Raw genomic sequence first — 26,278 nt, 5'->3', positions numbered from 1 at the left:
CATCTGTTCACATGGGGCTCGCCCCTACCCCAGGAACGCGTTCCGGCGGCCCGAGAGCAGCCGGTAGAGCGTCTGCTGGATGTTCTCCCGCACCTGGTCGGTGAGGTTGAAGACGAGCATCGGGTCGTCCGCGGAGCCGGGCTCGAACTCGTCGGTGCGAATCGGCTCGCCGAACTCGATGTACCACTTCGACGGCAGCGGCACGAGGCCGAGCGGCCCGAGCAACGGCCACGTCGGGGTGATCGGGAAGTAGGGCACCCCGAGCAGCCGCGCGATCGGGCCCAGGTCACCGATCTTCGGGTAGATCTCCTCGGCACCGACGATCGAGCACGGGATGATCGGCACGCCGGTGCGCAGCGCCGCCGAGACGAACCCGCCCCGGCCGAAGCGCTGCAGCTTGTACCGGTCGGCGTAGGCCTTGCCGATCCCCTTGAAGCCCTCGGGCCAGACGCCGACGAGCTCGCCGGCGCCCAGGAGCTTCTCGGCGTCCGGGTTGCAGGCCAGCGTGTGCCCCGCCTTGCGGGCGACCGCTCCGAAGCCCGGCATGCCGAAGACGAGGTCGGCCGCGAGCATCCGCAGGTTGCGCGGGGTCGGCAGGTCGTCGTGCGTGGCGACGACGGTCATGAGCGCGTCCAGCGGGAGCGTCCCGGAGTGGTTCGCGACCAGCAGCGCGCCGCCCTCGGCGGGGACGTTCTCCACGCCGATCGTCTCCACCCGGAACCAGCGCTCGTAGAGCGGGCGCAGGACGGGGAGGATGACGTGCTCGTTGAGGTCGGGGTCGAACCCGAACTCGTCGACCGGGTAGCGCCCACCGAGGCGGCGGCGCAGGAAGTCGGCGACCTCGCCGACGGCGGACTCCAGCTCCGAGGGCCCCGCCGGCACCAGCTCCGACGACGGCGCACCCGCGCCCTGCCCCGCGTCCACCATCCCGCCGTCCGCTCCGTCCGTCACCGTCCCGTGGTCGGCCACGCCGGGCGGCGGGCCGGTGACGCTACGGCGGCGTGGCGTCGGCCGGGGGCGTGGTCGTCCTCCCGCTCCGCGCAGCGGGATGACCTCGGCCTCGCCCATGTCCTCGTTCCTCCTGCTGATCCGGTCGGCCACCCTCAGCGCACCGGGGTGAGTGCGGGCGGGGTCGGGCCCTCGATCTGGGGCGGCTCCGGCCGCTCGGGCGCCGGCGCGCCCCGGCCGGGCAGCGCGTGCAGCGCCGACAGCGCGAGCGACTCGGCGGCGCCGAGGTAGCGGTCGGTGTCGATCACCGGGCGCAGCGCGCGGCCGGCGACGAAGTCGTCGAAGGCCTGCACCGTCGTCCACCGGGGCTCGAAGCCGAACTCGGTCTTGAGCTTCGTGGTGTCGACGACGCGGCCGTAGTTGAGCAGGCGCATCTGCTCGGGCGAGAAGTCGACGAGCCGGGCCCGCCGCGTGATGCGGCCGACCCACGGCACCAGCGGCTCCGGGATCGGCAGCGCGACCCGGCCGGCCCGCCGCACCGCCTGCGACAGCATGAGCACGCCGTCCGCGCCGACGTTGAACACGCCGGGCAGGTCGTGCATCGTCGCCCGCTCGAGGACGGCGAGGGCGTCCTCGGTGTGCAGCAGCTGCACCCGCGCGTCGTACCCGAGCACCACCGGCACCACGGGCAGCGAGAAGTAGTGCGCGAACGCGGTGTCGGCCCGGGGACCGATGAAGTTGACGAACCGCAGCGTCGTCACCGGGATGTCCGGACGGCGCCGGGAGAAGCTACGGACGTAGCCCTCGATCTCGACGGCGTCCTTCGCGTACCCGCCCGGCGGCAGCGCCTTCGGCTCGGTGGTCTCGGTGAACGTCGCCGGGTCCCGCGGGCTCGCGCCGTACACGCTCGTGGTCGAGCGGACGACGAGCCGCCCCACGGTGTCCGACTTCTGGCACGCCGCGAGGAGCTGCATCGTCCCGATGACGTTCATCTCCATCATCATCGAGCGCCCGCCGGAGGCCGACGGGTGGCCGGACAGCGACGCGTGGACGACGGTGTCGACCTTCGCGGTGCTGATGACCTTGCCGATGAGCGGGTTCCGGATGTCCACCCGGACGAACTCCGCGCGGCCCATCCGCCGCCGCAGGTCGCGCGGGGGCGGCGTCGTGTCCACCCCGAGCACGCGGTCGATGGACGTGTCCGCCGCCAGTCGTGCCGCGAGCTCGCCGCCGAGCTGGCCGGCGACTCCGGTGACGAGGACGACGGACGGGGCCATGGCTCTCCCGGGGACCTACGGGGCGTGCGGACGTGTCGGCGGGACCCGCGGGACGACCGGGTCCGGCCCGGGCCTGGCGATCAGACCCGGCCGGGACCGGTCACTTGCCGAGCTTGCGACGCTGCACGCGGGTCTTGCGCAGAAGCTTACGGTGCTTCTTCTTCGACATCCGCTTGCGGCGCTTCTTGATGACCGAGCCCATACGGGTTCCCTTTCCGCGACGTCCTCGTGGAGACCAGACCGGCAGACCGTGGTCTGCCAGGAGACCCGGGCAGCCCGGGCAGCAGGCCTCCACCGTACCGGTGGCCCGGGCGGGGCCGACGCGCCGCCCGGGCACCGGTGGTGCGACGCCGGCCTCAGCCGGCGTCGATGTACGAGCCCCGCAGGTACTCGTGCACCGCTTCCTCGGGCACCCGGAAGCTGCGGCCCACACGGACGGCCGGGAGCTCTCCGTTGTGCACCAGCCGGTACACGGTCATCTTCGAGACGCGCATCGTCGCGGCGACCTCGGCCACGGTCAGGAACTGCACCCGTGACAGGTCGCCGTCTTCCCTCCGCCCAGCGGCGGCGTTCTGCGGCATGGTCGACCGCCTTCCGAGCACCCGTCGTGCCGCCGGTCTTCCCCTCCGGCGGTTCGACACGCACGTGCTGATCGGAGAGTAGCGAGACGGATGTGACGGATGAATCGCTCGACGTGGTGGTGCGGTGGCCGTGGCCTCCGGCGCGTCAAGCGCACACGCCGAACGCCCAGCGCACTCCGAGATCACGACGAACGGTCGTCAGCCGCCGTACGTCGAGCCCAGCGCCCGCGAGGTGTCCCGGCACGCCTCGACGGCGTCCGCGAACGCGGCGCGCAGCCCGTGGGCCTCGAGGACCCGCAGCGCGGCCGCGGTGGTGCCGCCGGGCGAGGTGACCGCCTCGCGCAGCAGGGCCGGGTGGGCCGGGCCGGCGGTGTCGTCGGTCAGCAGCCCGCCGGCGCCGTCGACGGTGGCCGAGACCAGCTGCGTCGCCACCGGGCGCGGGAGCCCCAGCGCGACCCCCGCCTCGATCATCGCCTCGGCGACGAGGAACACGTAGGCCGGACCGGACCCGGACAGCGCCGTCGCGGCGTCCTGCTGCGACTCGGGCACCCGCGCCGTCTGCCCGACCGCCCCCAACAGCGTCTCCGCCGTGGCCAGCGCGGTCTCGTCGGCGTGGCTGCCGGGCGAGAGCACGCACATGGCGCGCCCGACCAGCATCGGGGTGTTCGGCATGACCCGCACCACGGCCGTGCCCGCGGGGAGCCATCGCTCGAGCGCGGCGGTCGGGATGCCGGCGGCGAGGGAGACGACGACGGGGCGCGGGTCCGCCAGCACGTCGGCGACCTCGCCGAGCATCCCGGCCACGTCCTGGGGCTTCACGGCGACGACGAGCACGTCCGCGCGCCGGGCCGCCTCGGCGGCCCCGAACACCTCGAGGCCCAGGCGGGCGGCGACGTCGTCGGCCCGCGCGGCGTCGCGCTCGACGACGAGCAGGTCGGCCGGATCGTGTCCCGCCGCCACCAGGCCGCCGAGAAGGGCCTCGCCGATCCGTCCGCCTCCGAGCACCGCGACCGTGGTCATGTCGCGACCCTAAGGGCCGTCGGATCGGTGTCCGCCGCCGCGGGGCTCGTTGATCAGAGGCACTCCGCGCATCCGCAGCCGCCTGCGAACGTGCACCCAGTGCCCCTCGGCGTCGGGCCGACCGGGCCTCTCATGATCACGAGCACGCTGGGCAGGACCGCCCGCCCGCGGACCTGCCCCCTGTGCCCCTCGACGAGGCGCTACGCCCGGGAACGCGGGAGCCGGGTGCCGAGGTGGAGGCGGGCGAACAGCAACGACTCGGCCAGGGCGTCGAGCCGCTCGTTGCGGCTCCGCACCCGACGGGTGGAGACCTCGACGACGACGGTGCCGCCGAACCCGGTCGACGCGAGCCGGCGCAGGACGTCCGCGCACGGCTGGGTGCCCCGGCCGGGCACGAGGTGCTCGTCGGTCGGGAGGCCGGTGCCGTCGGCGAGGTGGAGGTGCACGAGGTTCTCGCCCATGCGCTCGAGGAGCGCGAACGCGTCGTCGCCGGCGACCGCGGTGTGGGACAGGTCCAGGGTGTAGTTGCGGGCGCCGGGGACCGTCGGGTCGTGCCCGGGCGTGTAGCTGGAGACCCGGACGCGGCCGCGGCGCAGCGGGAACATGTTCTCCATCGCGACCCGCACGCCGTGCGCCCGCTCGAGCTCGTCGACCTGGCGGGCCAGCCCGGCGGCGTAGCGGCGCTGCCAGCGGAACGGCGGGTGCAGCACCACCGTCGGGGAGCCGAGGCCGGCCGAGAGGACGACGCTGCGGCGCAACCGCTCGGCGGGATCCGCGCCCCACACCCGCTGGGTGATCGCGAGGCACGGCGCGTGGACGGCGAGGACCGGCATCCCGGTGCGCTCGACGTGCCGGGCGACGGTGCGCAGCTGCTGGGACTCCGGCTCGTTCCACACCATCAGCTCGACGCCGTCGTAGCCGAGCTCCGCCGCGGCGTCGAACGCCGCCGCCATGGGCTCCGGGTAGACCGAGGCGGTCGAGAGGGCCACCGGCGGCCCGGCGCCGGGCTCCGGGGCGATCACGCGATCATCGGGCGAGCAGGACGAACGCCGCCGGGGACACGGTCACGACGAGCCCGACCACGATGGCGAGCACCATCGTCTGGAGGTCGTCCGAACGCCGCATCGCGCGGACCCCGAACACCAGCCCGCCCGTCGCGGCCGCCGCGAGCACGAGCGCCACCACCGGCAGCGACTGCCACAGGTAGGAGAACCCGATCCACAGCACCGCCCCGAGCAGCGCGCCGACCACGAGCTGGCCGGCGATGACCACCCACTCCTTCGCGGTCGGGCGGTCGGCGACGTCGTCCTCGTCGTCGTCGTACTCGTCGTCGTAGTCGTCGTCCAGGTCGGCGTCGGAGCCGAGCCCGGCCGGGACGTCGGCGCGGGTGGTCCGCGGGCCGGCCGGCTCCGGACGCGCCAGCGAGGACGCCGCCGTGGGCGGGCCGCCGTCGTCGGGACGCGGGGCGGCCTGGGTCGGAGCGGCCTGGGTCGGGGTCGCCTGGGTGGGGACGGCGGCCGGGGTCGCCTGCGTCGGCGCCGACGCGGCGGGCGTGGCCTGCGTCGGGGCCGACGCCGACGCGGCGGGCGTCACCTGGGTCGGGGCGGCCGACGGCGGGGGCGGCGCGGGCACCGGCGACGCCCCGGTGACCGGCGCGGGCTGCGACCACGAGGGCGCGGTCGGCGCGGCGGGCGGGGGCGCGCTCGCCGGCTGCGGGCCCGACCCGGGCGGCGGCCCTGCCGGGCGCGGCACCCCCGGCGGCGGCACCGGTGCGTAGCCGGCCGGAGGGGAGGCGTAGCCGTAGGGCTCGGGCGGCGCGGGCGCGGCGTACCCGGCGTACGGGTCGGCGGGCTCCTCGCGCCCGCGGTACGAGCGGTCGAGGTCCGCGTACCCGCTCGACCAGCCGGCGGGCGAGGACCCGTACGAGCCGTAGGACGGCGGCGGCTCCGAGCGGTACCCGTCGTCGTACCCGTAGGAGCCGTAGCCGCCGGAGCCGTAGCCGTCCCGGGAGCCGTAGCCGCCGTACCCGTAGCCGTCGCGGGGGTCGTACCCGTCGCGGGCGTCGTAGCGGCCGTAGGGCTCGGCCTCGTAGCGGCCGTAGGAGCCCGAGCCGTACGGGTCGACGTCGTGGCGGTCGGCGCCGTACCGGTCGTAGGACCCGGTGCGGGCGGGACCCTGCGGGTCGCCGTACGCGTCGCGGCCGCGGTCGGGCTCCCGACGGTCGTAGGGGTCGTCGTAGGAGCCGTACGACCCGTAGGAGGGAGCGGACGCGTAGGGGTCCGGCGCGGGCTCCGGGGCGGGCTCGGGACGCGACGGCGCGCGCGACTCGCCACCGTAGGCGGCGAGCAGCTCCGCCACGCTGCGCTGCGAGCCCCGGCGGGGCGGGCCGTCCGTCGTCATCCGGTCCACCGTGCCGTGGCGGAGGCCGGTCGTCCAGTCACGGTGGGACGGACGGTGGTGTACGTCCCGTCAGCGGCGAACGGACCGTCCTCGAGCGGCACCTGGTCGAGCCGGCCGAGGATGACGCCCTCACGCAGCGCCCACGGGCAGACCTCCACCTCCTCGAGGTCGAGGGCCTCCATCGTGGCCCGCGCGACGACCGCGCCGGCCACCAGCTGGTGGGCCCGCGAGGCGCTGACGCCCTCGAGCTCGGCGAGGTCGGCCGAGCTCATCCGGCTGATGAACGCGACCACCTGGCGCAGGCCGGGCAGCGTCAGGCGGCGCTCCACGCGGGGGCCGGCGCTGCGCGGCGCCGCGCCGGTGAGCCGGGCCAGCGACCGGAAGGTCTTCGACGTGACGACGGCGCGGTCGGGCGGCCCGCCGTCGAGCAGCGCGGCCGCGGCCGGCGCGACGGTGTCGTGCACGTACTCCGCCAGCGCACGGGTCTCCTTGCGCTCGGGCGGGTCGACGGCGAACCAGTCGCGGGTCAGCCGGCCGGCGCCCAGGGGCAGCGAGAGCGCGACGTCGGGGGCCTCGTCGCGCCCGACCGCCATCTCCAGCGAGCCCCCGCCGATGTCGAGCGAGAGCAGCCGGCCGGCCGACCACCCGAACCAGCGGCGGACGGCGAGGAAGGTGAGCGCGGCCTCGTCGGGCCCGGTCAGGACCTGGAGGTCGACCCCGGTCTCGTCGCGGACCCGCGCGAGGACCTTGTCGGAGTTGGTGGCGTCGCGGACCGCGGACGTGGCGAAGGCCAGCAGGTCGTCGCAGCCGAGCGCCCGGGCCTCGCGGCGCGCCTCGGCGACCGCGGAGACCAGCGCGTCGGCGCCCTTGCGCGCCAGCAGCCCGTCGCTGACGTGCTCCGCGAGCCGCAACGAGGTCTTGGTGGAGGACTGGGGGGTGGGGTGGGCACCGCGGTGGGCGTCGACCACCAGCAGGTGCACGGTGTTCGAACCCACGTCCAGGACGCCGAGTCGCACGGTGACCAGCCTAGACGTTGCCCTGGGTCACTCGATCAGGCGTCCAGCTTGTAGCCCAGGCCGCGCACCGTCAGCAGGTGGCGGGGCTGGGACGGCTCCGGCTCGAGCTTCGCGCGCAGCCGCTTGATGTGGACGTCGAGGGTCTTGGTGTCGCCGACGTAGTCGGCCCCCCAGACCCGGTCGATGAGCTGTGCCCGGGTGAGGACCCGCCCGACGTTGCGCATCAGGTACTCGAGCAGGTCGAACTCCTTGAGCGGGAGCGCGACCTCGACGGGATCGGTGCCGTTGGTGCCGTCGACGGTGACCACGTGCCGGCCGACGTCCATGCGGACCGGGCCGGCCTCGAGCACCTGGCGGTCGCCGGTGGCGGCCCCGGCCGGCTCGCCGCCGTCGCTCTCCTGGCCGCGGCGCAGCACCGCCCGGACCCGCGCGATGAGCTCGCGGGCCGAGTAGGGCTTGGTGACGTAGTCGTCGGCGCCCAGCTCGAGCCCGACCACCTTGTCGATCTCCGCGTCGCGCGCCGTCACCATGATCACCGGCACCGAGGAGCGCTGGCGCAGCGCCTTGCACACGTCGGTGCCGCTCATCCCGGGCAGCATGAGGTCGAGCAGCACGATGTCGGCCCCGTGCCGCTCGAAGTCCTCGAGGGCGGCCGCGCCGGTCCCGGCGACGCTCGCCTCGAAGCCCTCCTTGCGCAGCAGGTAGGCGAGCGGGTCGGCGAAGGACTCCTCGTCCTCCACGATCAGCACGCGGGTCATGGTCACCTCGGTTCGTCGGGTCCGACGCTCACGGACGTGGGGGTGCGCGGGGGCGGCGACGCAGCGGGCCGGTCCGTGCCCTGCGACCGGGCCGGCTGGGGACGGTCGGGGCGGCGGTGCCGCTCGGCGGGGCGGTGGGGGACGCGGGCCTCGTCGGGCTCGGGCACGCCCGGGGCGCCCGGCGCCGGGTCGTGCGCCTCGCCGTCGTCGGGGGTCCCGGTGGGCACGGGCAGCCGGAGCGTGAAGGTCGAGCCGACGCCGGGCTCGCTCCAGACCCGCACCTCCCCGCCGTGGTTGGCGGCGACGTGCTTGACGATGGCCAGCCCGAGCCCGGTGCCGCCGGTGGCGCGGGAGCGGGCGGGGTCGACGCGGAAGAACCGCTCGAAGACCCGTTCCTGGTGCTCCGGCGCGATGCCGATGCCGCGGTCGGTCACGGAGATCTCGATCCGGTGCCGGCCGTCGGGTCCCCGGACCCGGCGTCGGCGCACCGACACCGGGGAGCCGGTCGGCGAGTAGGCGACCGCGTTCTCCAGCAGGTTCGCGAGCGCGGTGACCAGCAGCGTCGAGCTGCCGGCGACCTCGAGGCCGCTCGGGGCGTCGAGGGTGAGGTCGGTGCCGGCGGTCTCGGCGGAGACCCGGGCCCGCTCCACGGCCTCGGAGACGACGTCGTCGACGGCGACCGGGTCGAGCTCGGGCAGCGGGTCGGCGCCCTGCAGGCGGGACAGCTCGATGAGCTCGGTGACGAGCGCCCCCAGCCGGCGGGACTCGTGGAGGATCTTGCTGGCGAAGCGGGTCACCTCCTCGGGGTCGTCGGCGTCGAGGACGGCCTCGGCGAGGACCGCCATCGCCCCCACCGGGGTCTTGAGCTCGTGGCCGACGTTCGCGACGAAGTCGCGGCGCACCGCCTCGAGCCGCACCGCGGCGGAGGTGTCGGACGCCTCCACCACGACGAAGCCGTCACCCAGCGGCCCCAGCCGGGCGATCACCGACTGCGGGCTCCGGCGCGACGAGGTGGGCGGCGACAGGTCGATCTCGGCCGCGCCGCCGGTCTCCGACACCCGCGCGGCGGCCTCGGCCACCCGGCCCTCGGGCCGGGCGTCGACGACCGCGCCGAGGACCTCCGCGCGGTCGTTCGACAGCACGACGTCGCCGAAGCGGTTGATGACGGCGAGCCCGGTGTGCGAGCGGCGGACGATGCGGGCGAGCAGCTCCGCGACGGTCGGGCCCGCGGCGACGACCTCGGCGCGCTTGGTGCGCGCCTTCCAGTGCACCCCGGCGGCGCCGACGACGAGGCCCACGACCGCCGCGAGGACGGCGGCCAGGACGGTCACGTACGCCGGGACGGCCACGACCGCGATGGTAGGGGCGTCACCGGGGATTCCACCCGCGTCGGACCGCTGTTGGTGAGCAGTCCGACCCTCCGACGGGTGAGTGTTGGGGACCCGTTCAAGTGGTGTTCACCGACGACGGCCCCCGCGGGCTCACCGACCCTGGTTCGCCACCGCCGCGATGGCGTCCTGCGCCGCGTCCGGGTCGAGGTAGGTGCCGCCCGGGTTGGTCGGGGTGAGGTCGTCCCCGGACTCGGTGAGGTCGTAGCGCAGCGGGATGCCGGTGGGGATGTTCAGGCCGGCGATGGTCTCGTCGTCGACGCCGTCGAGATGCTTGACGACGGCCCGCAGCGAGTTGCCGTGCGCGGCGACGAGCACCGTCCGGCCGGCCTTCAGGTCCGGGACGACGGCCTCGGTCCAGTAGGGCAGCAGGCGCTCGAGCACGTCCTTGAGGCACTCGGTGCGCGGGAGGGCGTCGCCGAGATCGGCGTAGCGGGGGTCGCCGGTCTGGGCGTACTCGTCGTCGGGGTCGATGGGCGGCGGCGGGGTGTCGTAGGAGCGGCGCCAGATCTGGAACTGCTCCTCGCCGTAGGTCTCCATCGTCTGCTTCTTGTCCTTGCCCTGGAGCGCGCCGTAGTGCCGCTCGTTGAGCCGCCAGTCGCGGCGGACCGGGATCCAGTGCCGGTCGCAGGTGTCGAGCGCCAGGTTCGCGGTGGCGATCGCACGGCGCAGCAGCGAGGTGTGCAGGACGTCCGGGAGCAGCCCGGCGTCGGCGAGGAGCTCGCCGCCGCGGCGCGCCTCCTGCTCGCCGGCCGCGGACAGGGGCACGTCGACCCATCCGGTGAAGAGGTTCTTCTCGTTCCACTCGCTCTGCCCGTGCCGCAGCAGCACCAGCGTCCCAACCGTCATGGCGGGGAACCCTGCCAGGTCGGGCCGGGCCTCGGGACCCTGGCGGAGCGACTCGGCGAGTGAGATGCGACGGCCCCGGGTAGACCGGGCCGCGTCACGCGGCACACCGGGTGAGCCGGGCCATACTGCCCACCACCCGGGCAGTGACCGGACTCCGACCCACCACGAGGAGCAGCGATGAACGACGACGACATCACCACCTCCGGCCACGGGCCCGCCGACGGCGGTGCCGACGGGGGTGCCGACGGCGGTGCGGACGGCGGCGCGGACGGCCGCGCCGGGCACGGCCCCGCGGACGGCGGCGCCGCCGGTGGCGGCGCTGACGGCGGGGCCGACGGGGGCGCCGACGGCGGTGCCGATGGTGGCGCCGACGGCGGTGCGGACGGCCGCGCCGGGCACGGACCGGCCGACGGCGGCGCCCGCGGTGGCGGCGGCGACGGCGGGGCCGACGGCGGCGCCGGGCACGGCCCCGCGGACGGCGGCGCCGCCGGTGGCGGCGCCGATGGTGGCGCTGACGGCGGTGCTGACGGTGGCGCCGATGGTGGTGCGGACGGTGGCGCCGACGGCGGTGCGGACGGCCGCGCCGGGCACGGACCGGCCGACGGCGGCGTCCGCGGTGGCGGCGGCGACGGCGGGGCCGACGGCGGCGCCTGAGCCGTGTGGACCCCCGGACATCGGGTGTCAGCGGTGTCGCACCGCTGACACCCGACGTCCGGAACGCCACACCGTCGACCCGACCCTCCGACCGCCCGTGGGGAGCACCGCCATGAGCAACCCCAGCAGCACCTCCGGGGACCGCCCGTACCTCCGCCGCGCCGTCGCGGGCGACCTCGACGCCTTCGCGCGCGAGGCCTGGGGCCGCCAGGCCGTGCTCTCCCGCCGCGACGACCTCGCCAAGGACCGCGGGGACGCCGACGGCAGCGACGGCGGGGCCGGGTTCGGCGACCTCTTCTCCCTCGGCGCGGTCGACGAGCTGCTCGCCCACCGCGGGCTGCGCACCCCGTTCCTGCGGATCGCCAAGCAGGGCAAGGTGCTCGACTCGTCGTCGTTCACCGGCGACGGCGGGGTCGGGGCCGAGATCTCCGACCAGCTGCGCGACGACCGCGTCGCCGCGCTCTTCGCCGACGGCCACACCGTCGTGCTGCAGGGCGTGCACCGCACCTGGGCGCCGGTCGCGGAGCTCGCGGCCGGGCTCAACGCCGATCTCGGCCACCCGGTGCAGGTCAACGCCTACGTCACCCCGGCCTCGTCGACGGGCTTCGCCGCGCACTACGACGTGCACGACGTCTTCGTCCTCCAGATCGCGGGCACCAAGCGCTGGCACGTGCACGCACCCGTGCACCCCGATCCGCTGCGCAACCAGCCCTGGGACGACCGCGCCGGCGCCGTCCGCGCCCGCGCCGCCGAGGAGCCCCTGCTCGACGAGGTACTCCACCCCGGCGACGCGCTCTACCTGCCCCGCGGCTTCCTGCACTCGGCCACCGCTCAGGGTGAGGTGTCGGCGCACCTGACCGTCGGCGTCCACGTCGTCACCCGCCACGCCCTGCTCGAGACCCTCCTCGCGGGCCTGGCCGACGACCCCGAGCTGCGCGCCTCCCTCCCGCTCGGCGTCGACGTCTCCGACCCGGCCGCGCTCGCCCCGCACCTGGAGACCGTCGCCCGGCGGGCGGCCGAGTACTTCGCCGACCGCTCCCGGGACGACGACCGCGCCCGGCGCGCCTCCCGGCGGCTCCGCGGCCGCGTCTGGGCCGGCAACCGGCCGGAGTCGCTGCTCCCGCTGCGCCAGGCCGCGGCGGCCCACGCCCTGGACGCCGAGTCGCGGGTGCGCCTGCGGCACGGGCTCCGTCACCGCGTGGTGCCGCCCGCCGCCGCCGACACCGACGCCCCGCTGCGCCTCGAACTGCCCGACCGCACCCTGGACCTCCCCGCGGCCGCCGCGACCCCGCTCGCGACGCTGCTCGCCGGGCCCGTGGTGCGCCTCGGCGACGTCGCCGAGGACGAGCCCGGCGACGCCGTCGTCGTCGCCCGGCGCCTGCTCGTCGAGGGCGTGCTCGTGACGCCGGACTCGGTCGGTCCCTCCGGGGCCGCCGAGGGTGGCGTTCCGGACGATCGTGCGGGTACGACGGACACGTGACGGCCTCGGACGCCCTGACCCAGAACGGCCAGCCGACCACCCCGTTCCGCTGTTCCGACGCCGCCCGCGAGCGCGAGGACCCGCTCTTCGCGTCCGCCCCGCCGGCGCGTCGGTGGCTGCTCGTCGAGCACCCCGGGCCCTGGGGCCCCCAGGCCCTCACCGGGGCGGGCTTCGCCGACGACGTCGTGGACGCGCTCGACGCCTTCTGCCGCACGCACGACGCGCGCTTCCAGCTCATCCGGCGCACCGCGGCACGCGGCGCGCCGACCGAGGCGGGCGGCCGCTTCGCGGTCGTCGACTGCCGGCCGGGCCACGAGTCGGTCCGGTGGGGCCGGGTCGACGCGCCCGAGGCCCTGCCGGCCGCCCTGGCCGACCTCGAGCACTCCACCGAGCCGTCCGACGAGCCGGTCTACCTCGTCTGCGCCCACGGCCGGCACGACGCGTGCTGCGCGATGCGCGGCCGCCCGGTCGCGGCGGTCCTCGCCGCCACCCACCCCGAGCGGACGTGGGAGACCACCCACACCGGCGGCGACCGCTTCGCGGCCAACGTCGTGCTGCTCCCCCACGGGCTCGTCCTGGGTCGGGTGCCGGCCACCGAGGCCGTCGAGGTCGCCGAGCGGTACGACCGCGGTGACGTCGACCCGCGGCTGGTCCGCGGCCGGGCCGGGCTGGCACCGGCGGTGCAGGCCGCGCAGCACCACGTCCGGCTCGCGCTCGACGAGCACCGGGTGGCGGCGCTGGCCCCGGCCGGCGCCCGGCAGGACCCGGAGGACCCGCAGCGCTGGACGGTGCGGCTGGTCGCGCCGGACGGTGACGGCGAGGTCGAGGTCGTCGTCCGCGAGCGGTGGATCGTCTCGCCGACGCCCCTGACCTGCGGCGCGGGCCGCGCCGCCTCGATGCGGACCTACGACCTCGTCGCCTGGGACCGGTCCGGCGTGGCCACCGGGACCGCCGCCTCGACGGCGACCCGGCCGTAGCGCGCCGGGACCCGGTCCCACCAGCGCATCAGCCACCGGTGCCCGGGCCGTTCGACGACGCGGGTGAGCAGCCACCCGGCCAGCACGCCGGTGAGGACCATGAGGACGGTCTGCAGGGTCGGGCCGACCCCGAGCTGCTGCGCGCGTCGCATGACGACGTAGCCGACGGTCTGGTGGGTGAGGAACACCCCGTAGGAGATGCCGGCGAGCCAGGTGATCGCTCGCCGCCCGACGGGCGGGATCCACCGGTCCCAGTCGGGGCCGGCCGCGGCGGCGGTCATGGCGAGGACCCCGAGGGCGATGAGCGCCACGGCGGTCCAGTCGGTGCTCCACCCGGTGGTGGGGTCGACGATCGAGGTCTGCAGCGCGTGCTCGGCCAGCGCGACGACCTCGATCGCGACGAAGTGCCAGCGGCGCAGCCGGCCCGTGGACCACATCCACACCGCCACGCCCGCCACGAACAGGTGCCAGCGGAAGATGCCCGCCCCGTCGACGACCATCGCGTAGTACGAGCCCGGCGCCCGCGTGGCCAGGTGGTGCCACTGCAGGGCCGGGACGAGCAGCGCCGCCCAGATGACCACCCGCAGCCCGACGCCGCGACCCAGCGGGCTGCGCCACATCACGGCAGCGAGGCAGAACGCCAGGAGCTGCACCGGGATCGTCCAGTAGGACCCGTCGACGAAGCCCCAGCTCGCGTCCCAGTGCCAGAGCATCAGCAGGTTGGCGACGAGGTCGCGCTTGCCCGGGTAGTACCAGCCGTCGGGGGCGAGGTAGCGCAGGAAGAGCCAGGCGTTGATCGTCGCGACGAAGAACGCCGGCAGCAGGCGGGCGATCTTGCCCCACCACCAGCGGGCGGTCCCGCCCCGGCGCGCGCCGCCCCGGCGGACCGTGGCGGCGACGAAGTAGGCGGAGAGCACCAGGAGCAGGCTCGCGCCGACCTGGTGGGGGAACACGAGGTTCTTCGGGAGGATGTCGTGGTAGACGAGCGGCCCGATGAACGTCGAGTGGTAGAGGATCACCAGCAGCACGAAGCCGACGCGCAGCACGTCCCAGGAGAGTTTCCGGGAGCCGCTGGCGGTGCGGACCGTCGTCGGGGGCGCCACGGGGAGCGCCCGCTCCGTCGCCGCGTCCGGCACGAGGACAGGAGCGACCCGGGGGAACGGTTCCCCCGTGGCCTCTGTCGGTCTCGCGATGTCGGTCACCGAGGCGGACGTTATCAACGCCCCGCGACCGTCAGATCACGAGGCGTCGCGCTCCGCGCCCGGCGGCCGCTCAGCGCCAGCGGCCGGGTGAGCGGTCCCGTTCGACCGTTCGGGGGTCGTCGGGGCCGAAGCCGCCGACGAGGGTGACGAATCCGGTGCCGGGGACGATCCGGACCCACCCGACGTGGTGGTGGCCGAGTGGGACTTGTCGTCCTCCTGCAGCCCGCGTGTCTCGGCCTTGAGGATGCGCATCGACTGCCCCAGCCCCCGGGCCATGTCGGGCAGCTTGCGGGAACCGAACAGCAACAGCACCACGACGATCACGATCGCCCAGTGCACCGGGCTCAGTCCGCCCATCGCGCACACCTCGTTCCGGGCCTTGCGGGTGTCGACGGCACGGCGCCGCCGGGCGCCGAGCGTAGCCCCGACCCGGTGAGCGTGCGGCGAAGCGCCGGTGACGGCGGGACGACCGGGCGAGGATCCGCCGGAGGTGTCGCACAAGTCAGGTTTGGCGACACACTCGCCTGGGCGACTGACGCCCTGCAGCGATCCCGCAGTCCCAGTCCTGAAAGGACCCCGCCATGATCTGGACCATCCTCGGGTGGATCGTCTTCGGTCTCATCGTCGGCTTCATCGCCCGCGCCCTCGTCCCCGGCAAGGACGACATCGGCATCCTCGCGACGATCGGCCTCGGCATCCTCGGCTCGGTGGTCGGCGGCGTGATCGTGGCTGCCTTCACGGGCGGCTTCAAGAGCGGTGCGTCGTTCAGCCCGGTCAGCTGGATCGGGTCGATCATCGTCGCGATCATCCTGCTGGTCATCTACAACAAGGTCACCGGCCGCAAGCGCGCCCGCCCCTGACCTGCCCGACCGGACGGTTACCCGGGCGTCGGGGAATCCGCCGGACGTGAGGTTCGGTTGTGCACGGCCGAGCCACCCACTCCAACCGACCAGGAGGCGACGATGCCGAGCCGCGACGCGACCACCCACTGGGAAGGCGGGCTGCAGGACGGGACGGGTCACGTGACCCTGGACTCGTCCAACGCCGGACAGTTCAACGTCTCGTTCCCGACCCGTGCCGGCGACCCGGAGGGCCAGACCAGCCCCGAGGAGCTCATCGCCGCGGCGCACTCCTCGTGCCTGGCGATGAACCTCTCCGGGGTGCTCGGCGGCGAGAACCTCACCGCGCGGTCGATCGACGTGTCCGCCGAGGTGACCCTCTCGCCGGCCAAGGGCGGCGGCTTCGAGATCAGCGGCATCGCGATCACGCTGCGGGCCGCGGTCGACGGTGTCGACGACGCGAAGTTCCAGGAGCTCGCGAAGACCGCCGAGCAGACCTGCCCGGTCTCCAAGGCCCTCGCCGGGACCACGATCACGCTGGACGCGGCGCTCGACTCCTGAGCGCACCGGCGTAGCTCGCACGAACGGCCGGTTCGGGACCCGGGAGGGTCCCGAACCGGCCGTTCGTGCTCTCAGGCAGCGGGTTCCGAGGCCACGAGATCGAGCACCGCGCACGCGGCGTTGTCCGGCGCGCCCGCCGACCGCACCGCCGCGAGCAGGCCCGCCACGGCCTCCGCCGGTGCGCCGCCGGCGAGTGCCCCGGCGAGCACGGCCTCGTCGAGCACCGCGCTGACCCCGTCGGTGCACAGCAGGTAGCGGTCGCCGGCCACCGCGCGGCGCAGGTGCACGTCCGGGTCGCCGTCCCCGAGCGCGCGCACCAGCCGCGCCCGGTCCGGGTGCTCCGCGGCCTCCTCCGGGGTCAGGCGGCCCTCGTCGACCAGCGAGCGCACCCACGTGTGGTCGTGGGTGAGCAGGGTCAGCACCCCCTGGCGCAGCAGGTACGCCCGCGAGTCCCCGAGGTGGGCCACCCCGACCCGTTCCCCGTCGCAGCACAGCGCCGTCGCGGTCGTCCCGCTCGCCCCCGGTGTCCCGACGACGGCCGCCGCCCCCGCTAGGGCGGCGCGCACGCCCTCGAGCGCGGACCCGTCGTCCGCCGCGGCCACCCGTGCCGTCACCGCCCGGCTCGCCGCAGCACCGTCGGGACCGAACCCGTCGGCCACCGCCGCGCGCCCGCCCGCCACGACCACCGCGTCCTGCTGCTCCTCGCGGACACCGCGCTCGGCGCCGTCCGCCCCGCTCACCGTCACCCTCGCCGTCATCGGCTCCTCCTCGATCGGTCGGTCCCGCCACCGGGCGAGGAGGTCGGCGACCAGCACCCGGCGGTCGGCCGTGTCGGCCTCGACCTGCCGCCACCACGCCGCGAGGTCGGCGGCCGCCGCGGCGGGCGGGAGGTCGCCGATCACGCCGATGCGCGCCAGCGGCACCCCGACCCTCCGCAGCGCCGCCACCAGCCGCGCCCGCTCCAGCTGCGACGCCGCGTAGGTGCGGTAGCCCGTCGCCGGGTCGACGCCTGCCGGCGGCAGCAGCCCGAGGTCGTCGTAGAGCCGTAGTGCCTTGGGCGTCAGCCCCGACGCGACCGCGAACTCCCCGATCGCCATCCGTGTGTCCACGACGTCCCTCCCCGTTCCGGTGACGACGACGCTGCGGCCTGTCCCGAGGGCAAGGTCAAGCGTCCCGCCCACGGCGGTCCCAGCCCGCACCCAGGAACGGGCCCGATCCTCGGGGAGGTTCCCGACCACCGAGGCGAGGAGGGGCACGACGTGGGCCTGACGTGGGTGGCGTTGGCGGCGGTGCTCTTCGGCGTCGGCTCGGTCGCGCAGGCCGCGGCGGTGCGCGCGCTCGACGACGGGTCCCGGCTGCCGTGGACGTCCCTGCTGCGCCACCGCTGGTTCGTCGCCGGGACGCTGGCCGAGGGCGCCGGCGCGCTGTGCCACGTGGCGGCCCTGCAGTCGGTGTCGATGGCGGTCGCGCAGTGCGCCGTGAGCGCCAGCCTCGCGGTCACCGCGCTGACCGCCCGGGCCTGGTTCGGCACCCGCCTCGGCGTGCGGGGCCTCGTCGCGGTCGGCGTGCTGTCGGTCTCGCTGGTCGGCCTCGCGACGGTGTCGGGCCAGTCGGGCACGGCCACCGACACGGTCGCGCTCGAGATCGGGCTCGCGGTCGCCGCCGCGGTGATCGGCCTGGTCGGGCTCGGCGCGGCGATCGGACGACGCGGCACGGTGCTCGCGGTGTGCTCCGGGCTCGGGTTCGCCGCGTGCTCGACCGCGGTCAAGCTCGTCGACCTCTCCCGCCCGCTGGCGGCGCTCACCTCCGTGCCCGCCCTGGTCGCGGCGGCCACCGGCCTGCTGGGCTGCCTGTGGTGGACGCTCGCGCTGCGCCACACGACGGTGACGACGACGACCGCGGTCGTCGTGGTCGCCGAGGTGGTGCCGCCGTCGTTGCTCGCGCCGCTGCTCGGCGACACCGTCTCGGCCTGGTTCGGGGTCGTCGCCCCGGCCGCCCTCGCGCTCGCGGCCACGGCCTGTGTCGTCCTCGCGCGCGGGCGGCGACCGGCGCCCGCCGTCGTCGAGGAGGCGCCGCGGGTGCCCGTCGCGGCGTAGACTCAGGTGCCGTCGAGCCCAGGGAGGCAGCGATGGCCATCGCCGGGAAGCGGACCGTCGTGGAGCCGGGCGAACCCGCGGGCGACCTCGCCGAGCGGCTCGGGCTGCACCGGCCCGAACAGCGGCGGGCGTTCCGCGCCGCGCTGGACCGGGTGCGTGACGCCGAGCGGCGTGCCGAGTACGAGAGCGACGGCATCCGGCTGCGCTGATCTCGTCGGGGGCCCGTGGTACTGCTGCGCGGGTGAACGACTGGCCGTTCCTCGACTGGTCCCCGGACGACGCGGCGGCCGCGGTCTACGACGTCACCGTCGACGGCGCCTGGGAGCAGCTCGTCGACTTCTACTCCGGCGGGTCGCCCTCGGCGCCGCTCGAGCGCGTGGTCGCCCTGGCGCGGGAGCATGGTGTGCGCTCGCTGGTCGTCGAGCAGCGCCACCTCGACCCGGACTGGCGCAGCGAGCACGCCGCGTTCCACGGCCGACTCTTCCGGCGGCACCCCTCGGTGACCCACCGCTGGCACCTGTTCACCGACGACGTCGACCCGGCGGACCTCACGCGCCTCGACCCGGCGGCGTACCGCGGCTACGCCGTGATGCGCCCGCTGCCGGCCACCCCGGTGGGCCGCACCATGATCACGCCGCCGCCGGGCCTCGACGGCGGGGTGCGCTGCGAGGCCACCGAGCGGGTGTCGCTGTTCGGGACGCCGCTGCGGGTGCGGGCGATGCCGTTCCTCTCCCAGGACGCGGAGTACCTGCGCTGCGCCCACGCGACGCTGTGGATGGTGCTGCGCCACGCCCACCTCGCGCACGGCATCCCGCGGCAGCTCACCGCGGCGGTGCACGACGCGGCGCTCGGCGGGGTCATCGTCGGGCGCCAGGTCCCGAGCGAGGGCCTGTCGGTCCAGCAGATGATGTCGGGCGCGACGAGCCTCGGCCTCTCCCCCGGCCTCGTGCACCTCCCGCAGAGCCGCGCCGAGAACGACGAGGCCGGGATGCTGACGCTGGGCGGCATCCTCTGCCGCTACGTCAACAGCCAGGCGCCGCCGATCGTGATCTCCCGGGCGCATGCGTGGGTCGTCGTCGGGTACCGGCGGGTGTCGCCGGAATCGGGGGCGGGCGTCCGGCTGTGGCGCCACGACGACGCCCGCGGCCCCTACCTCGAGGTGGCCGACCCGTTCGACGAGCTCGACGAGGCCCACCGTCCCTGGCAGGCCGCGATCCTGCCGCTGCTGCCCGAGGTCTACGTGACCGCCGAGCGCGCGGAGGCCGCCGGCGAGCACTGGTTCCGCGGGTACCTCGGCCAGGCCGACCCCGACGAGCCGATCGCCCGGGCGGCCGCCGTCGACGGGCTGACGTGGCGGACGTACGTGACGCGGGCCGACGAGTGGCTCGAGCGGCTGACCGACCGCGTCGACCCCGAGCTCGCCCGGCTCTACCGGCTCACGCCGATGCCCGAGTACGTGTGGGTCGTGGAGGCCGTCGACCGGGCGGCGCGGGCCGCGGGCCGTCCCGACGTGATCGGCGAGGCGCTCCTCGACTCCACCGCCTCGACCCACCACGAGCCGCTGTTGTCCGGGCTCGTCGCGCTGCACGGCGGCCGGCTCGCGCACCGCGTCGGCCCCGACCACGGCGAGCGCCGCGAGATCCGCCTCGCCGAGCCGGGCCACTACCGGACGGGGCGGCGCGGCCGGGCGTGAGTGGCAGCGAAGCGTCGTTGCTTGCATCCAGTGGCAGAAAAGCCCCGTCGTCAGCCGCTCTCGTGGTTCTCCGCCACTGCCCGCGGGATGACGCCGGGCGACACGTCCGAGCCCGCCACCGCGCCGGCGATCGGGCCGAGCGTCAGCGTGATCGTGTTGGTGCTCTTCCGCTCCCGGCTGCCCTCCCCCGACACCGACCCGGACAGCACGAACCACTTCGCCGAGGCCTCGCCCTTGGCGTCGACCCGGCGGCTCACCTCGACCGAGAGCTCGATCTTCACCTCGCGCACCGCCAGCCCGGTGTTCTCACCCCCGCTGTCGCGCTGCGCCGCCAGCAGGTCGTGGCGCAGTGCCGCGAGCACCTCGTCGAGACCCAGGCCGTCGTCGTCCCCCGTGTCCGCCATGTCGCGCACGCTAACCGGACCCCCCGACGACGACGGGGCTTTCCTGTCATTGGATGCAAGCAAAGCCGCTTCGCTGGCACGGGGCCTGGCACTCAGGCAGGCCCCCACGACGACGGCCGCGGCACCCGCCCGGGCACCGTCGTCGCCGCGTCCCCCCGCGCCGAAGCCACCTGCGGCGCCGTGAGGAACAGCGTCCGGTCCAGCGACGCACCCCGCAGGTCCGCCCCGCGCAGGTCGGCGCCGAGCAGGTCGGCGCGGCCGAGGTCGACCCCGCGCAGGTCCGCGCCCATGAGCAGCGCTCCCCGCAGCGTCGTCCCGGTCAGCGAGCTCCCCGAGGCCCGTCCGCCCCGCAGGTCCCGCCCGACGAGATCCGCCCGCGCGTGCCCCGGCGCCGACGACCCCCGCCCCGACGACCGCACCGCCTCACTGACCCGCCCGAGCAGCTCCCCGACCTCCGCGCGCACCGCCGCGACGTCCACCTCCCCGAGCGGCCCGTCCGCCAGGGCCGCCACCCGCGACGCCGCGCGGGCCACCTCGTCGCGCAGCTCGGCGGGCGCGTCGTCGCACGGCTCGGTGAGGTACCAGAGCACCTCGTGCAGCGGGCGCAGGACGGCGAACGCGTCGAACGCCTCCCGCGCCGCCGCGGGTCCGTCGCGCCAGTCGGCGCTCACCCGCTGGCCGGCGCCGAAACAGTCGAACGCCACGCAGCCGGGGAACCCGCGCTCGGAGAGCGTGGCGTGGATGGAGCACGGCGCGTCGGACCGGCCGGGGACCGAGACCCGCAGGTTCGGGCACGGCGTCTCCGCGGGCTTGTCCAGCGCGAAGTCCGCCGAGCGCGCGAAGGCCGGCGCGACGCAGCACAGCCCGGAGCAGCTGCCGCAGTCGGCGACGAGGTCGAGGTCCATCGCCCCCGACGCTAGGCGCCGCACAGCGGGAGCTCGGCCACCACCCGCCACGAGTCCGCGGTGCGCGCCCCGGCCAGCAGGTGCAGCCGGTCGACCCGCGTCACCACCGGGAGCCCCTCCTGCAGCGCTGCCTCGGCAGCTCGCAGCTCCTCGAGCGACGCGTGGCTCCCGTACCCGACGGTGAGGTGCGGGTGCGGCTCGTGCTCGCCGCCGTAGGGCACCTGGTCGGGGAACGCCCGGCAGACCCGGGTGGTGAGGTCCTCGAGGGCGCCCACCGCCGAGGGCGCGAGCCAGAGCAGGTCCTCGCCGAACCACGCGGTCGTCGCGAACACGCACCGGAACGGCGCCACCGGCGCGACCGCCGCCCGCAGCGCGGCCACGGTCGCCGTCGTGACCTCTGCCGGGGGCAGGAACGGGTAGAGGACCGTGACGTGGGCCGGGACGCCGGCCGCCGTCGTCGGGTCGAGCCGGCGCCGGTGCTCGCCGACGACGGGCTCCGCCTCGGGCACCAGCGCGAGCACCGCGGTCTCGGTCGGCTCGTCCACCCCGACATGCTGACCGGTCAGGGAGCGGGCCGGTCGACGTCCACCCCGACCTCGATGTTGCGGTGGGCCGCGATCACCGTCGCCAGCGCCTGGGCGTCGGCGGTGACGGTGTCGTTTCGTTTCCCGGATATCTCCTCCACCGCGCCGCCGAGGAGCTCGGCGATGCGGGCGAGGTCGTAGAGCACGGTGCCGGCCCAGGCGCGGGGGTCGGAGCCGGGCGGGCAGAGGTCAGTTCCGTGCTGGTTGAGCTGCAGCAATGCCTCGACGGCACGGCTGGTGGGCGTGGTACTGGCGTCTTCGATCGACATCCCGACCCGTTGTACGTGCTCGCGCGGCTCCCCGCGAGACCGTTCGCCGATCACTCGTGCCGAATTCGTTCTGCGTCCGGTCCGTTAGCCCGCCGCCCGGGGTCCCGGGATCGGGCCGACCTCGACGGCGTCGTCCGGCAGCGCCCACGTCCCCCGGTACGGGTTCCAGAAGGCGACACGGGTGACCGCCATGCGGTCGACGTCGGCCCGGCCCATGAGCGCGACCCGCGGCTCGCCGTGGCAGCGCTCCGGGAGCGACGAGCAGTAGGACCGGAGATCCAGCAGCTCCTCCTGGGATCGTCCCAGGTCGCCGTCGAAGAGGAACACCGACAGGCACCGGTCGTCGTCGAGCTCGAAGGACTCGCACGTGAGCCAGGTCGGCCGCAGCGCCGCCAGCTCCTCGTAGACCTGACGCAGCAGTGTCCGGTCGCGGCCGAGACACTCCTCGTCCCGGCGGTACAGCAGGGCGAGCTGGTTCATCGTCCACCGCTCCGCCACCCACGGGGATCGGCGGCTTCGACGGTCTCAAGGGGGAGTAGAGGCCGCCGAAGCCGCCGCGACCAGCCAGGGGGCGTCGGCCGGCCCGGTGCGCGTGCAGGGGGCACACGCGCTCCGCGCAAGACCGTCCCGCGCCGGACCACGTTTCGTCAAGCGTCCACTCTCGTCGCTGTGCGGATAGTTATCCCGAGGCGGTGGCCGGACCGACGTGCGGGACGTGGCGCGCGAGGGTCAGGTGGTCGCCTCCAGCGGGTCACCCCCCGCAGGCACCCGTGCCCGCCGCCCTCCCTCGTCGACGGCGGGCCCGGGTCGACGGTCTAGCAGCAGCCGCACGTGCTGCAGTCGCAGTGCGGGTCGTCGCAGCAGGGACAGGCCCTCAGGTCGAGCATGCGTCACACCTCCCCTCGGTCGCGTGGTGGCCGGGCGGGCACCAGGTGCCGGGCACGGGGCCCGGGCAGGTGGCGCTCGGGAGCTGGTCGGCCATGGCGACGAGGTCGGCGCGCAGCAGGCGCAGGCGGTCGATCTCGGCGTCGATCTCGGCGATCCGGGTCCGCAGCAGCGGCTCGGCGGGGCCACACGGGCACTCCCCGGTGTCGCGCACGGCGAGCAGGCTCCGGATGTCGTCCAGGCGGAGCCCGAGTCGCTGCGCGCCCCGGATGAACCGGAGCCGGTCGACGGCCGGCGCGCCGTACCGGCGGTGGTCGCCGCTCGTGCGGGCCGGCGTCGGCATCAGCCCGACGCGCTCGTAGTAGCGCACGGTGTCCGGCCGCAGCCCGGTGCACGCGGCGAGGTCGGAGATGGTGAGCGGGCCCGCCTCGGTCATGGCGGAACGCTAGAACCCGGAGCCGGGTCCAGGGTCAAGCCCGGACGAGCGCATCCGCCCCGAGGACGTCGTCGAACCACACCGCGATGCCGAGCGCGTCGTCGCTGCCGATGGCCGTGAGCGCGTCCCGCACCACCCACGCGTGCGTCGCGACCTCCGAGGGCGACATCGCGGAGAGCCGGTCGAGGTCGGCGAGCGCCTCGGTGTGCTCGATCAAGCGCCCACGGTCCGCCTCGTCGACGGCACCCAGGCCGGGGAGCCGCGCGCGCACCGAGCGGGCGGCGACGCACAGCCGTTCCGTCCCGACGGGGTCGAGCTGCTGCCCGGGCTGGTCGGCGACGGGCGCCTCCCGGTCGCGCGCCGCCGGCTGGTGGGGAATGGCCGCCCGCGGGACGACCGGATCGCTCGAGAGGACGGCGAGCGCGGCGGCGTGCAGCGACAGGCCGGACGCCTCGGCGTGGCCCCGCAGGGCCCGGTGGTCGCCGCAGGGTTGCAGGCCCCATTGACGGGCGACGAGCTCCTCGGCTCGCTGGATGTCTCGGGTCGCCTGCACATCGGTGTACTTGCGGACCATCGTTTCCTCGATCGCTCGGGGACTCTCCGGTGTGGCCGGCGCCTCCATGCGCCGGCCGCCGGCGGACGTGTCCCCCGCGTACCCACGGAGGTGGTGTTCGCGACACCCGCGCACCGTTGGGCCATTCGTGGGAAATCCGGAGGCGGACTGTCCACGAAAGCCGTCCTGACGCACCGGGTGTCCGCGAGACGACGACACCCCGGCGGCCACGGGGGCTGCCGGGGTGTCGTCCCGCGGGATCGCTACTTGGTGCAGGTGACCATCGCGTCGGTGCCGGTGGCCGAGTTCTGGGCCACCTGGACGCCGTCCTCGATGATCGTGCAGGAGATCGTGTCCTTCTTGTTCACGTGCGTGAGGTCGGGGCTGATCGACGCGGTCACGGTCGGCCCGATGAGCCCCGAGACCTGGGCGTCCGCGCTCCACGGCGACGCCTCGCCGGACACCGTCGCCTGGGCGATCTGGTCGTTCCGCGACTGGCTGTAGGTGGCCGTGATCTTCGAGCCCTTGCTGGTGGTGACCTTGTAGGTCACCTGGTGCACGGTCGCTGCCTGCGCCGAGACGTTGCCGGCGCTCGCGACGAAGGCGGTGGTCCAGAGGACACACATGATCAGCGCGATCACGCTGAGCATGATGCCGGCGACCGACTTGCCGCGGCCGCTCCGGGCGCTCCGCGACTTGACCAGCCCGACCACCGAGAGCACCAGCCCGATGGGCGCGAGCACCCAGGCCACCGTCCCGACGAGCGGGATGAAGGAGAAGACCGCGCCGATGATCGCGACGACGAGGCCGGCGGTCGCGAGCCCGTTCGACTGCGGCGGCGTCGGGTGCGAGCGCTGCGCGGGGATGTGCGGCTGCTGCGGCGCGACGGGGTACTGCGACCAGGTCGGCGCGAACTGCTGCGGGATGCCGTACTGCGGGGACTGGTGCTGCTGCGGGGCGCCGAAATTCTGGAAGGTCGGCGCGAACTGCGGGACGCCGTGGTGCTGGGGACGCCCGAGCCCGGCGGGCGGCGTTCCCTGACCATTCGTCATCGGCCGACCGAAACCGTTCCCGGAGAAGTCCCGGTACTCGTCGGTCTCGATCCGACGGTGCCGCGGCTGATCGATGTGCTGCGTCATTTCCCGTGAGCCCCCGATCTCGTACTGATGTCATCCCGATCTCGCGGGAGGGCTCGCCGTCGTTACGCGCCGCGCCGGGGGGCACCCCGCTGTCACCCTTCCGAGCGACACGGAGGGGCTCGGGAAGGCGGGCCGTCGTCCACCTGCGCCCGCTCGGTGTCCGGTCCCGTCAGGGCACGATCTCGCCGTCGTGGCGGCGGTAGATCGCGGCGAGGCGTTCCGGGTCGGGCGGTCCGGAGGCGGGCAGCGCCGCACCGATCTCGGCCATGAACTCCAGCGCGCTCGCGGGGCTCCAGACCCCGACGACGCGCGCCGGCTCGTCGTGCGGGTTGGCGAAGGTGTGCCGGACGCCGCGGGGAGCGAGGATGAGCCCGCCGACCGGCACCGGCTCGGGGTCCGCGCGGTCCTTGACCATCGTGAGGGCCCCGCTGAGCACGTACAGCGCCTCGTCGAACCCGTGGTGGATGTGCGGGGGCGGCCCGGCGAAGTGCGGCGGCACCGTCAGCTCGCAGAACGCGATGCCCTCGCTCTCGCCGAGGACCCGGATCGTGTCCCCGGCGTAGGGGATCACCCGGGGACCGGCTGCCTCGTCCGCGCTCACGTGTCCGAGCCTTCCCGGGGTGTCAAGACCGCCCCGGGCGTCGACGGCGAGCCCGGTCGCCCCTCAGGCCTCGGGGCCGCTCACGATCACGAACCGGTTCCGGGCAGCGTCGTCGGCGAGGTCGGCCACGTCGGGCTCGTCCTCGGAACCGTCGTAGATCACGACCGTCCGCGTGGCCGGCTGGTCCTTCCCGGAGACGATCTCGTCGACGAGGAAGCCGGCCGCGATGCCGAGCATCCACACGTCCTTGGCGACCGGCACGCCCTGCGGGGAGGGACGGAGGCTGCCGTCCTGGCGCAGGCCGGGCGTCCGGAGGTACAGGCCGAGGAGCCCGCCCGAGAATGCCGCGAGCCCCGCGCCGGCCACCACCGTGGGCACGAACGGCACCAGCAGCGCGGCACCGAGCACGATCTCGGTGGTCGACAGCGCCTTGAGGAACTGCGTGGCCTGCAGCTTCCCCAGGAACGGGTAGGTGCCGCTGGCCATCCCGTGGAGGGCCTCGGCGGTCTGCTGGTCGCCCCGGGACTTCTCGATCCCGGAGTTGAGGATGAACGCCCCGGTCGCGAGGCGGGCAGGGATGTGGCGGCCCTTGGTCCGGAGCTTCATGGCGAACCTTCCCTCGGCATCGCTTGCCGCTTCAACACTAGGCCCCCGGAGCGCGCCGTGGTGGGCCGCCGGTCCACGGCTGGTCATGCCGACGTCCTCCTGGTGTGCTCTCGCGAGCGTGGTCACCGGGAGACCGGGGCCGATCCGGGGGCGGGTG

32 protein-coding genes are annotated in these 26,278 nt (G+C 75.2%); 8 read left to right on the top strand and 24 right to left on the bottom strand.

Annotated features, from left to right (window positions below; genetic code table 11):
- Nucleotides 1-24: 24 nt before the first annotated feature.
- The 11 genes from HH311_RS18885 to HH311_RS18835 all read right to left on the bottom strand — a co-directional run bounded on the left by HH311_RS18885 (nt 25) and on the right by HH311_RS18835 (nt 10,237).
- Nucleotides 25-1,068 (bottom strand): lysophospholipid acyltransferase family protein, encoded by a 1,044-nt coding sequence (locus HH311_RS18885; protein WP_169185230.1) that lies wholly within the window; start codon nt 1,066-1,068, stop codon nt 25-27.
- Nucleotides 1,069-1,103: 35 nt separating this feature from the next.
- Complete coding sequence (locus HH311_RS18880) at nt 1,104-2,225, bottom strand: NAD-dependent epimerase/dehydratase family protein (protein ID WP_169185229.1); 1,122 nt, start codon at nt 2,223-2,225, stop codon at nt 1,104-1,106.
- Nucleotides 2,226-2,325: 100 nt separating this feature from the next.
- Complete coding sequence (locus HH311_RS18875) at nt 2,326-2,427, bottom strand: 30S ribosomal protein bS22 (RefSeq protein WP_010241351.1); 102 nt, start codon at nt 2,425-2,427, stop codon at nt 2,326-2,328.
- 154 nt (nt 2,428-2,581) lie between these two features.
- Nucleotides 2,582-2,806, bottom strand: a complete 225-nt coding sequence (locus HH311_RS32745) for a helix-turn-helix domain-containing protein (RefSeq protein WP_026204239.1) — start codon at nt 2,804-2,806, stop codon at nt 2,582-2,584.
- Between the two features lie 198 nt (nt 2,807-3,004).
- Entirely contained in the window at nt 3,005-3,826 is an 822-nt protein-coding gene (gene proC, locus HH311_RS18865) for a pyrroline-5-carboxylate reductase (protein WP_169185228.1), read from the bottom strand.
- Nucleotides 3,827-4,026: 200 nt separating this feature from the next.
- Complete coding sequence (locus HH311_RS18860) at nt 4,027-4,779, bottom strand: sugar phosphate isomerase/epimerase (RefSeq protein WP_211190479.1); 753 nt, start codon at nt 4,777-4,779, stop codon at nt 4,027-4,029.
- A 73-nt stretch (nt 4,780-4,852) separates the two neighbouring features.
- Nucleotides 4,853-6,226 (bottom strand): hypothetical protein, encoded by a 1,374-nt coding sequence (locus HH311_RS18855; protein WP_169185227.1) that lies wholly within the window; start codon nt 6,224-6,226, stop codon nt 4,853-4,855.
- Complete coding sequence (locus HH311_RS18850) at nt 6,223-7,242, bottom strand: Ppx/GppA phosphatase family protein (RefSeq protein ID WP_169185226.1); 1,020 nt, start codon at nt 7,240-7,242, stop codon at nt 6,223-6,225. The genes HH311_RS18855 and HH311_RS18850 overlap by 4 nt, the downstream gene beginning before the upstream one ends.
- Before the next feature lie 35 nt (nt 7,243-7,277).
- On the bottom strand, nt 7,278-8,000 hold the full coding sequence (locus HH311_RS18845) for a response regulator transcription factor (RefSeq protein WP_169185225.1): 723 nt from the start codon (nt 7,998-8,000) through the stop codon (nt 7,278-7,280).
- A gap of 2 nt (nt 8,001-8,002) precedes the next feature.
- Nucleotides 8,003-9,349 (bottom strand): ATP-binding protein, encoded by a 1,347-nt coding sequence (locus tag HH311_RS18840; protein WP_312030236.1) that lies wholly within the window; start codon nt 9,347-9,349, stop codon nt 8,003-8,005.
- A 132-nt stretch (nt 9,350-9,481) separates the two neighbouring features.
- On the bottom strand, nt 9,482-10,237 hold the full coding sequence (locus tag HH311_RS18835) for a phosphoglyceromutase (protein ID WP_169185224.1): 756 nt from the start codon (nt 10,235-10,237) through the stop codon (nt 9,482-9,484).
- Between the two features lie 177 nt (nt 10,238-10,414).
- On the opposite strand from HH311_RS18835, the gene HH311_RS18830 reads away from it, so the two are divergent.
- The 3 genes from HH311_RS18830 to HH311_RS33405 all read left to right on the top strand — a co-directional run bounded on the left by HH311_RS18830 (nt 10,415) and on the right by HH311_RS33405 (nt 13,348).
- Nucleotides 10,415-10,891 (top strand): BatC protein, encoded by a 477-nt coding sequence (locus HH311_RS18830; protein WP_169185223.1) that lies wholly within the window; start codon nt 10,415-10,417, stop codon nt 10,889-10,891.
- Nucleotides 10,892-11,003: 112 nt separating this feature from the next.
- Nucleotides 11,004-12,371, top strand: a complete 1,368-nt coding sequence (locus HH311_RS18825; protein WP_169185222.1) for a cupin domain-containing protein — start codon at nt 11,004-11,006, stop codon at nt 12,369-12,371.
- A complete protein-coding gene (locus HH311_RS33405) occupies nt 12,368-13,348 on the top strand; it encodes a sucrase ferredoxin (protein WP_169185221.1) in 981 nt (326 codons plus the stop codon). The genes HH311_RS18825 and HH311_RS33405 overlap by 4 nt, the downstream gene beginning before the upstream one ends.
- Here HH311_RS33405 and HH311_RS18815 read toward each other — a convergent pair.
- Both HH311_RS18815 and tatA read right to left on the bottom strand, forming a co-directional pair.
- Nucleotides 13,276-14,451 carry an acyltransferase gene (locus tag HH311_RS18815; RefSeq protein WP_312030235.1) on the bottom strand — a complete coding sequence of 392 codons (1,176 nt, stop codon included), beginning with the start codon at nt 14,449-14,451 and terminating at the stop codon, nt 13,276-13,278. The genes HH311_RS33405 and HH311_RS18815 overlap by 73 nt on opposite strands.
- A 135-nt stretch (nt 14,452-14,586) precedes the next feature.
- The gene (tatA, locus tag HH311_RS18810; RefSeq protein ID WP_169185220.1) at nt 14,587-14,907 is read right to left on the bottom strand and encodes a Sec-independent protein translocase subunit TatA; all 321 of its coding nucleotides are present in this window, start codon (nt 14,905-14,907) and stop codon (nt 14,587-14,589) included.
- A gap of 224 nt (nt 14,908-15,131) precedes the next feature.
- Between tatA and HH311_RS18805 the strand changes: the two genes are divergently transcribed.
- Both HH311_RS18805 and HH311_RS18800 read left to right on the top strand, forming a co-directional pair.
- Entirely contained in the window at nt 15,132-15,410 is a 279-nt protein-coding gene (locus HH311_RS18805; protein ID WP_169185219.1) for a GlsB/YeaQ/YmgE family stress response membrane protein, read from the top strand.
- 102 nt (nt 15,411-15,512) lie between these two features.
- On the top strand, nt 15,513-15,950 hold the full coding sequence (locus tag HH311_RS18800; protein WP_169185218.1) for an OsmC family peroxiredoxin: 438 nt from the start codon (nt 15,513-15,515) through the stop codon (nt 15,948-15,950).
- A 71-nt stretch (nt 15,951-16,021) separates the two neighbouring features.
- Here HH311_RS18800 and HH311_RS18795 read toward each other — a convergent pair whose 3' ends face one another.
- Nucleotides 16,022-17,059, bottom strand: a complete 1,038-nt coding sequence (locus HH311_RS18795; protein WP_312030234.1) for a MerR family transcriptional regulator — start codon at nt 17,057-17,059, stop codon at nt 16,022-16,024.
- A gap of 150 nt (nt 17,060-17,209) precedes the next feature.
- Between HH311_RS18795 and HH311_RS18790 the strand changes: the two genes are divergently transcribed.
- From HH311_RS18790 to HH311_RS18780, 3 genes are read left to right on the top strand one after another with little or no spacing between them, the layout of a single operon-like run.
- Nucleotides 17,210-18,046, top strand: coding sequence for a hypothetical protein (locus tag HH311_RS18790; protein WP_169185217.1), 837 nt, complete (start codon nt 17,210-17,212; stop codon nt 18,044-18,046).
- A gap of 32 nt (nt 18,047-18,078) precedes the next feature.
- Nucleotides 18,079-18,255 carry a hypothetical protein gene (locus tag HH311_RS18785; protein ID WP_169185216.1) on the top strand — a complete coding sequence of 59 codons (177 nt, stop codon included), beginning with the start codon at nt 18,079-18,081 and terminating at the stop codon, nt 18,253-18,255.
- A gap of 32 nt (nt 18,256-18,287) precedes the next feature.
- Nucleotides 18,288-19,739: a hypothetical protein gene (locus tag HH311_RS18780; protein WP_169185215.1), complete on the top strand. Its 1,452-nt coding sequence runs from the start codon at nt 18,288-18,290 to the stop codon at nt 19,737-19,739.
- 50 nt (nt 19,740-19,789) lie between these two features.
- On the opposite strand, the gene HH311_RS18775 is transcribed toward HH311_RS18780, so the two are convergent.
- The 10 genes from HH311_RS18775 to HH311_RS18730 form a co-directional block, all read right to left on the bottom strand.
- Complete coding sequence (locus tag HH311_RS18775) at nt 19,790-20,143, bottom strand: trypco2 family protein (RefSeq protein WP_169185214.1); 354 nt, start codon at nt 20,141-20,143, stop codon at nt 19,790-19,792.
- A gap of 92 nt (nt 20,144-20,235) precedes the next feature.
- Nucleotides 20,236-21,048: a pentapeptide repeat-containing protein gene (locus tag HH311_RS18770; protein ID WP_169185213.1), complete on the bottom strand. Its 813-nt coding sequence runs from the start codon at nt 21,046-21,048 to the stop codon at nt 20,236-20,238.
- 11 nt (nt 21,049-21,059) lie between these two features.
- Complete coding sequence (locus tag HH311_RS18765) at nt 21,060-21,593, bottom strand: 2'-5' RNA ligase family protein (protein WP_169185212.1); 534 nt, start codon at nt 21,591-21,593, stop codon at nt 21,060-21,062.
- A 17-nt stretch (nt 21,594-21,610) separates the two neighbouring features.
- Nucleotides 21,611-21,901: a hypothetical protein gene (locus HH311_RS18760; RefSeq protein WP_169185211.1), complete on the bottom strand. Its 291-nt coding sequence runs from the start codon at nt 21,899-21,901 to the stop codon at nt 21,611-21,613.
- 84 nt (nt 21,902-21,985) lie between these two features.
- Nucleotides 21,986-22,381: a hypothetical protein gene (locus HH311_RS18755; protein WP_169185210.1), complete on the bottom strand. Its 396-nt coding sequence runs from the start codon at nt 22,379-22,381 to the stop codon at nt 21,986-21,988.
- Between the two features lie 394 nt (nt 22,382-22,775).
- Entirely contained in the window at nt 22,776-23,222 is a 447-nt protein-coding gene (locus HH311_RS18750) for a MerR family DNA-binding protein (RefSeq protein WP_169185209.1), read from the bottom strand.
- Nucleotides 23,223-23,256: 34 nt separating this feature from the next.
- Entirely contained in the window at nt 23,257-23,775 is a 519-nt protein-coding gene (locus tag HH311_RS18745) for a hypothetical protein (RefSeq protein WP_169185208.1), read from the bottom strand.
- A gap of 263 nt (nt 23,776-24,038) precedes the next feature.
- A complete protein-coding gene (locus HH311_RS18740) occupies nt 24,039-24,914 on the bottom strand; it encodes a DUF4190 domain-containing protein (RefSeq protein WP_169185207.1) in 876 nt (291 codons plus the stop codon).
- Nucleotides 24,915-25,083: 169 nt separating this feature from the next.
- Nucleotides 25,084-25,515 (bottom strand): cupin domain-containing protein, encoded by a 432-nt coding sequence (locus HH311_RS18735; protein WP_169185206.1) that lies wholly within the window; start codon nt 25,513-25,515, stop codon nt 25,084-25,086.
- A gap of 63 nt (nt 25,516-25,578) precedes the next feature.
- Nucleotides 25,579-26,121, bottom strand: a complete 543-nt coding sequence (locus HH311_RS18730; protein ID WP_248292771.1) for a hypothetical protein — start codon at nt 26,119-26,121, stop codon at nt 25,579-25,581.
- Nucleotides 26,122-26,278: the final 157 nt, after the last annotated feature.

This window comes from Actinomycetospora sp. TBRC 11914, assembly GCF_012933465.1.
In the GTDB taxonomy this organism is placed as follows: Bacteria; Actinomycetota; Actinomycetes; order Mycobacteriales; family Pseudonocardiaceae; genus Actinomycetospora.
This window is presented reverse-complemented; position numbering and strand designations above follow the sequence as displayed.